Here is a 6,376-nt window from a genome sequence, read left to right as displayed (position 1 = left end):
TTGAATTTCTCTTTCTGTAAATAGCTTTTTTGTCATTTTGAACATTCTCCGATCCCAATTTTCCTCTTATTATACAAGAAATACCCTATAGAATAGACTTTTTTTAAGTGTTTATTCTATAGGGTACATTTTAAAACTGACATCCTTTTTATTTTTATACTAAGAGTTATAAGATTGACTTTCACCTTGAAATACAGTTATATCGTATTTATGTTCCACATAAACTTGATGCCATATCATAAATGCTAACACTGTCCATATTTGCAAAATTCAAAAAGCACCTCTTTTATATACAACTATAGCAGAGTCCAACTCATTTTCTTTTTTCTATTTATTAAATTCAATTTGCATCATTTTATTAAACTGCGTAATAATATCAATCGCGCCTAAAGAGTTAATACTGACAGACAATGTATGTTTGCCTCCAATTACTCCCCCAGCAAAAGTTGTAAATCCAGGAATTGCCCCTCCGTGACCCCAAATTGAAACACCGTTTGGAAGTTTAGTCTCATAGATTCCAAGACCATATCCATCACCAACACCTTTTCCTTCTACAGGAACTGTAGTAAGCATTTCTTTTAGTTGATTTTCCTTCAGTAACTTACCACCGAGTAAAGATGAAAAGAACTTATTTAAATCGTCCGCATTAGAAATCATATCTCCAGCTGAATTAGCTAAACTCGGATTATAATACGTTATATCTTTCAACTCGCTTGTTCCTTCAATTTTCATATACCCTCGAGCATGATTCTTTCCTGGGATAACGGTCGAATTCCCTGGTAAAAACGTATTTGAAAGGTCCAAAGGTTCAATAATTCGCTTTTCAATTTCTTCCGCATAACTATTCCCAGTTATTTTTTCAATAAGCATTCCCAATATTACGTATCCTGTGTTTGAATACAACCATCCCTTACCTGGCGAAAAATCTGGAGGCAGAGAAAGTCCCATTTTCACTATTTCTTCTGCTGCATACGTTTTTTTTGAATTCATTATGTCAGCGTCTTTTGACTTTAAGTATTCAGCTATACCACTCGTATGATTCAAAAGTTGACGTATCGTAATTTGATTGCCATCGTACCCATTTCCTTGAATGAGGCCTGGTAGCCACTTTTCAATTGAATCGTCAAGTTGTACGCGATTTTCTCCTACTAATTGAAGAACAGTCGTAGCAGTAAACGTCTTCGTTACGCTACCAATCCGAAAACGATAATCCGATTTCATCGGTTTATTTGTACTTAAATCCGCCACGCCAGCAGTATAGCTACTAGTTTTTCCGTTGTTAAACGTCTTAGCTAATACCCCTGGTGTTCCAAACTGCACTGATTCCTGCATTACTTGTTTCCAACCATTCCGATTCTTTTGATCATGCGCTTGTGACGGACTTGATATATTTTGTACTGACTCTGCTTTCACAGTAAAACCTGGTGTGAATAGAGTAGTACCTGCTAATAGAACTGACAAACTTGCTAACTTAATTGAATTACATTTTTTCATAAGGCTCCCTCTCCTCTAATAATATCGGATTGATTCAATTTATACTTTAATCCTATATGATAAAACTCTCTTTTTTCTTATCCATTCCTTACGAAATACTTACGTTCAAATTTTGATACGATAAACTGAGAAAGAGTTATGCATGAAAATAAAAAGGGCATATAAAATAAGGACAGTCACTTAACTGCCCTTATTTTCATTTCACCTTGTCTTTATTATTTTTAAGATGATTCATTAATTGTGTTCGTTTCAAAGATACATATATGTTTGTTCCAATAACATATATTTTATCCTTATTGGATTATCTTATAAATATAATGAGTTCTTATTAAGATAAAAATAAAAAAGAACGTGTTTTCATTTTTTATGTAAACACGCTCTCTTAAATATTTAAAACCCTATATCAACTTTTTATTCCATTCTATTCTTTAAACAACTAATCTCTATTCACTTTTACCATCCTGCACTAACATTCATACCATTTCCGAGAATAGTAAGAAATAGTGGCCACAATACTGGTCCTAACGTAAGAAGTAAATTTAGAAGTATAAGTAATCTATATACCCCGGTGAAATTATGATTTTTACGATTTACCAATACTAAAATAACTAATAATATTATGGTCGTTAAAAATAAAAATAGTATTAGCACCAATACCAAACCATCAAACTGAGACTCCATGGTGTTAATAGCTCCTGTATTATACCAAATGAGATTCCTAATACTCCAAAACTAAAGGTAGTAACTGTTGTTTTTATAAGCAATTTACTTAATGTTTTATCGTATGTATTTTTACAATATAAATCTATTAAAGTGTATAAAGATAAATATACCATTAATACACCTATCCAAGACAATAACCAGTCTCCGCCTCCTCTAAATAACATGAACAGTAGCCAACACATCCCTACTGCAGAAAAAATAAAGGAAAGAAGTATACTTTTCAATATCGGTTTCATTATATTTTCACACCCTTAAAAATAAATTATAAGTTTTTACTAAACTCATGCAATTTTTTATTTACATGCTACCCGTTAATTGTTTAGCTCTAGTGTATCCTTTTTTCATTCTATATTAATAAAACAAAGATATACTCGTGAACAATTTAAGAAGCAATATTACAAAGAGCTACATGTAGCTTGTATAATTTTTTTCCGTTGGTAGAGATATAAAAAATTAAGTATACATTAACATGCAATTAAATATAAGTAAATAAAATTAATTTACAGTTAATTTTATTTACTTATATAATTTTTACATTCAGATTAATTCCGCCATCTTTTTTATCTTGATATAGTACATTCTACTATTCATGTCGCCCTTTTCCATCCCTCTCTATCCACCGCATAGTCTTCTCTACATCTAACTCCGTATACGTCTTTTCCCCATATCGAACTGACTCATATATCGGAACAATATCTCTCGTTCTACAAATTCTACTTAACCATTGTTGCATCGTTTCATAAGACATTCGCTGTTCATGAAATGGTAAAGTTCTCTCCCATTCGATTAATCTTTTCCTTATCGTATCTGTAGGTAGAGGCTGCTCTGAATGATGTATGAATTTTTCATTCTTTACGGTTCTTACCGTATTCTCTTTTGTTTCAGATTGTTTCTCCTGTTCTATTTCTGATTTCGTTAACTTTTTCCTAGCAGATTTGTAGAGAAAATATATACTTGCCACTGCAATAATTACAGAAAAAGCTACAGTAATCCATGAATTTGAGAGCACAGAAAATACGTCCCCCCATGAACTTTCCCGTTCGAAACCTTTAAATTTTTTACCCGTTGTTGTTCTTTCCCCATTATCTCCCACTTTTGTATCTTCCAAAGGCCTTCCATAATCTTCAATATTTCCGGAGTTTATTGTTTCCTTATAAATTTCTTTAGATTTCTTTTCACTAAAAAAATGCTCTTTTACTATGTCTTGTACATGCACCACACCTTGTGATAACGTTATCGCACTAACCGCAAAGAAAAGTATGATTAAAGCTTTTACACTCCAAAACTTCACTTTCATATGCCTCTTTTTATTAATCATGACATAAGCCCTTTCTTATTCTTTAATTACAATCCATTTATTCGTTCTACTATATTTCCTTGGAGAAGTACCAAGAATTAAAGGAATTGCATCCAATTCCTTTCGACGAAAACCAGCTGTGTAAAAATAAGAAGAAGATACAGGAGTATCTTGGTCCGATATTGAGGCAAGTACCTTTAATACATTTTGCAAATGTTTCCGATTATCCCCGTTCTTTACATGTAACAATCCGTTACCTTTCACGCTATTAATCCATAATTCAAATGAACACTCTTGCATGAGCAGTTGTTTGCATATGCCTGCTGTTAATTCAATAAGCTCTTCTGTATCATTTCGTAAAGAAACGCCACTTTTATTTTGTAAATTAAGATAAATCGCGTATTTATCTGATTGTGTTCGTTCGTATTTTTTCGCAGTTATCGTCCCTGTTTTTGCTGTTGCACCCCAATGGATAGAACGAAAATCTTCATTTTCATAAGATTTCACTCCCATTACTTTCGTTTCATCATATAGCGGAGAAGACATTGCTTTTCGAAATCCGCGTGACCATTCCTTTAATTCAGGTACTTGTATTTTCGGAACAGCTGGCAAAACTAAATAGGACGGTGTATCAACATGACTATATGTTATATGATTCGTTATGAACCCAAAGGGATCAGTAATAATAATTTCAACTTCTTCCCATTTCGCGATACCTCTTTTTAATGCTATTGCTTGTAAATCAAATGAAATGGTCTCTCCTCCTTTTACATTGAAATTCATATAATAATTTGAACCAGTACTATGATTTTTATTTAGTTCATCATGATTCCAAGTTAGCTTATTTTCACATTTAAATCGAAAGACGATATTGAAAATAGGAAATATCGAGTTGTTTGAAATTTTTATTTTGCACGTATTCGTTTCGCCTATAAAAACGTTCGAATTACCTTGATTGTATTCCCATTGAACGTGAGATACTTTACGTATGTATCCATGCGTAGCTCCTATTAAAATTAAATATAAAAATACGAGAGATAATATTAGTAGATTACTTGAGAATATACATAAAACAACGGCCACAACTGATATCCCCCCTATAACGAAAGGCTCCGCTAACGATGTATACACGAGCTGTTGATTCATCGTACATTCTCCACTGGCACATCAACCGTATGAAGAATTTCGTTTATTATTTGTTCTTTTGTCGTTTTCATCTCCCCTTCTATCGTCAACGTTAATCGATGAGCACAAACTGATGCAGCAAGCGTCTTTATATCATCAGGTGTACAGTAATCTCTCTCATTTAATATCGCCCGTGCTTGAATCGCTCTCATAAATGCCAATGTACCTCGCGGGCTTACACCGATTTCAATTAACTCATGCTTACGCGTTGCCTCAATAATTTCAAGAAGATAATCTTGCACATCATTCCCTACTAATATTTCCCTTGCACGTTTTTGTATATTTATTATTTCTTCACTTGAAATAATAGAATGTAGCGTTTCTAATGGATCATTCGTTTGGAACCGATTCATCATTTCCTTTTCTGCTTCTCTCGTAGGATAACCTTGGCGTATAGTAAGTAAAAATCGGTCTAATTGGGCGTCTGGTAAAGGAAAAGTGCCAGCTGATTCGAGAGAGTTTTGCGTTGCAATAACTAAAAAAGGTTCTGGTAATGAATGTGTCTGTTTCGCAATTGTAACAGTACGTTCTTCCATAACCTCAAGTAACGAAGATTGTGTTCTCGGTACAGCTCGATTAATTTCATCAACTAATACTATATTTGCAAAAATAGGCCCTAACCTCGTTTTAAATTCCGATTCTTTCACATCAAAATATTCGAGGCCAATGACATCTCCCGGCAAAGTATCAGCTGTGAATTGAATTCTTTGAAACTTAGCCTCCACACTTTTAGCCAAACTTTTCGCTAATGTTGTTTTTCCAGTCCCGGGTACATCTTCTAATAAAATGTGTCCTCTCGCTATAAGAGCTATAGCTGCTAGTTCAATCGATTCATCTTTTCCTATAATTACCTTTGAAATGTTATTGATAAATTTTTTTAATGTACCCATACATCTACCCCTATCCATTATCCTATTTTTCATTTCACTAAAGTCCCCAGGTATTTAGGCTAAATGTACCCGTTATGTACCCACGACTGTTGACTATAATAGCTTGCAGAGCAAACCTTATGCTGTAGACTACACCGATTTACAGCATAAGATAGATTATATTAACCTCGTTTTTATTTCTGAAAATTCAAATAAATATCATTCCAAATTATAACATTTTATAATTTGGAATGATATTTATTTTATGTGATTGTAGTAGAACGTCTTGCGCGGCAGATTTGAGGTGTAGTACTGGTGGAAATCCACATTCTTATGTAGGATTATAGTTGAGTTCAGTGATCTTTCTAAATTCAAGGTTTTCAATAATTGTATCTGCAATTTAAAAAGCAAACTTTCTTTCTTGTATACGGTAATTGAATTTTGACTACTGCCGTATGGCTACTTCACCTAAACCTTGATAACATGAAGAAGACTTATCTCGAAGCTGAAATGTTGTAGAATCTAGAATCCGAATAGTATTCTTCTTTTGTAGGAACACAATTTATATGCATGATTTCACAAGTGCAATCCATACTATATTTAGGTCTTAATATCTAAAACCCTTATTTCAGTCTTATACCTAATAAAGCGCTCCTCTCTCTTCCTGGGGGCTAAGCGGTTAGCTTTTGCTAGCGGTTCTTTTGTTTTCATCATTAAATCGTTTGCATCATATATCGTAGTATTCCTTTCTATTATGTGAGCTCGTTACTTACCTTGAGAATTTGATGTTTTTCCTTAGAACATTCCA

At 33.3% G+C, this 6,376-nt stretch carries 4 protein-coding genes and 1 pseudogene; all 5 read right to left on the bottom strand.

What is annotated here, in order from left to right; translation table 11 throughout:
• Nucleotides 1-327: 327 nt before the first annotated feature.
• Nucleotides 328-1,494 carry a serine hydrolase domain-containing protein gene (locus MR071_RS24730; protein ID WP_242238212.1) on the bottom strand — a complete coding sequence of 389 codons (1,167 nt, stop codon included), beginning with the start codon at nt 1,492-1,494 and terminating at the stop codon, nt 328-330.
• Between the two features lie 453 nt (nt 1,495-1,947).
• Nucleotides 1,948-2,453, bottom strand: a pseudogene (locus MR071_RS24725) (DUF3902 family protein).
• 347 nt (nt 2,454-2,800) lie between these two features.
• The gene (locus MR071_RS24720) at nt 2,801-3,535 is read right to left on the bottom strand and encodes a signal peptidase II (RefSeq protein WP_242238211.1); all 735 of its coding nucleotides are present in this window, start codon (nt 3,533-3,535) and stop codon (nt 2,801-2,803) included.
• Nucleotides 3,536-3,550: 15 nt separating this feature from the next.
• Complete coding sequence (locus MR071_RS24715) at nt 3,551-4,660, bottom strand: DUF58 domain-containing protein (protein WP_242238210.1); 1,110 nt, start codon at nt 4,658-4,660, stop codon at nt 3,551-3,553.
• The gene (locus tag MR071_RS24710; RefSeq protein WP_242238209.1) at nt 4,657-5,589 is read right to left on the bottom strand and encodes an AAA family ATPase; all 933 of its coding nucleotides are present in this window, start codon (nt 5,587-5,589) and stop codon (nt 4,657-4,659) included. Before MR071_RS24710 ends, MR071_RS24715 begins: the two co-directional genes overlap by 4 nt.
• Nucleotides 5,590-6,376 lie beyond the last annotated feature (787 nt).

Origin of the sequence: Bacillus cereus group sp. BfR-BA-01316, assembly GCF_022664195.1 — a bacterium.
GTDB lineage: Bacteria > Bacillota > Bacilli > Bacillales > Bacillaceae_G > Bacillus_A.
This window is presented reverse-complemented; position numbering and strand designations above follow the sequence as displayed.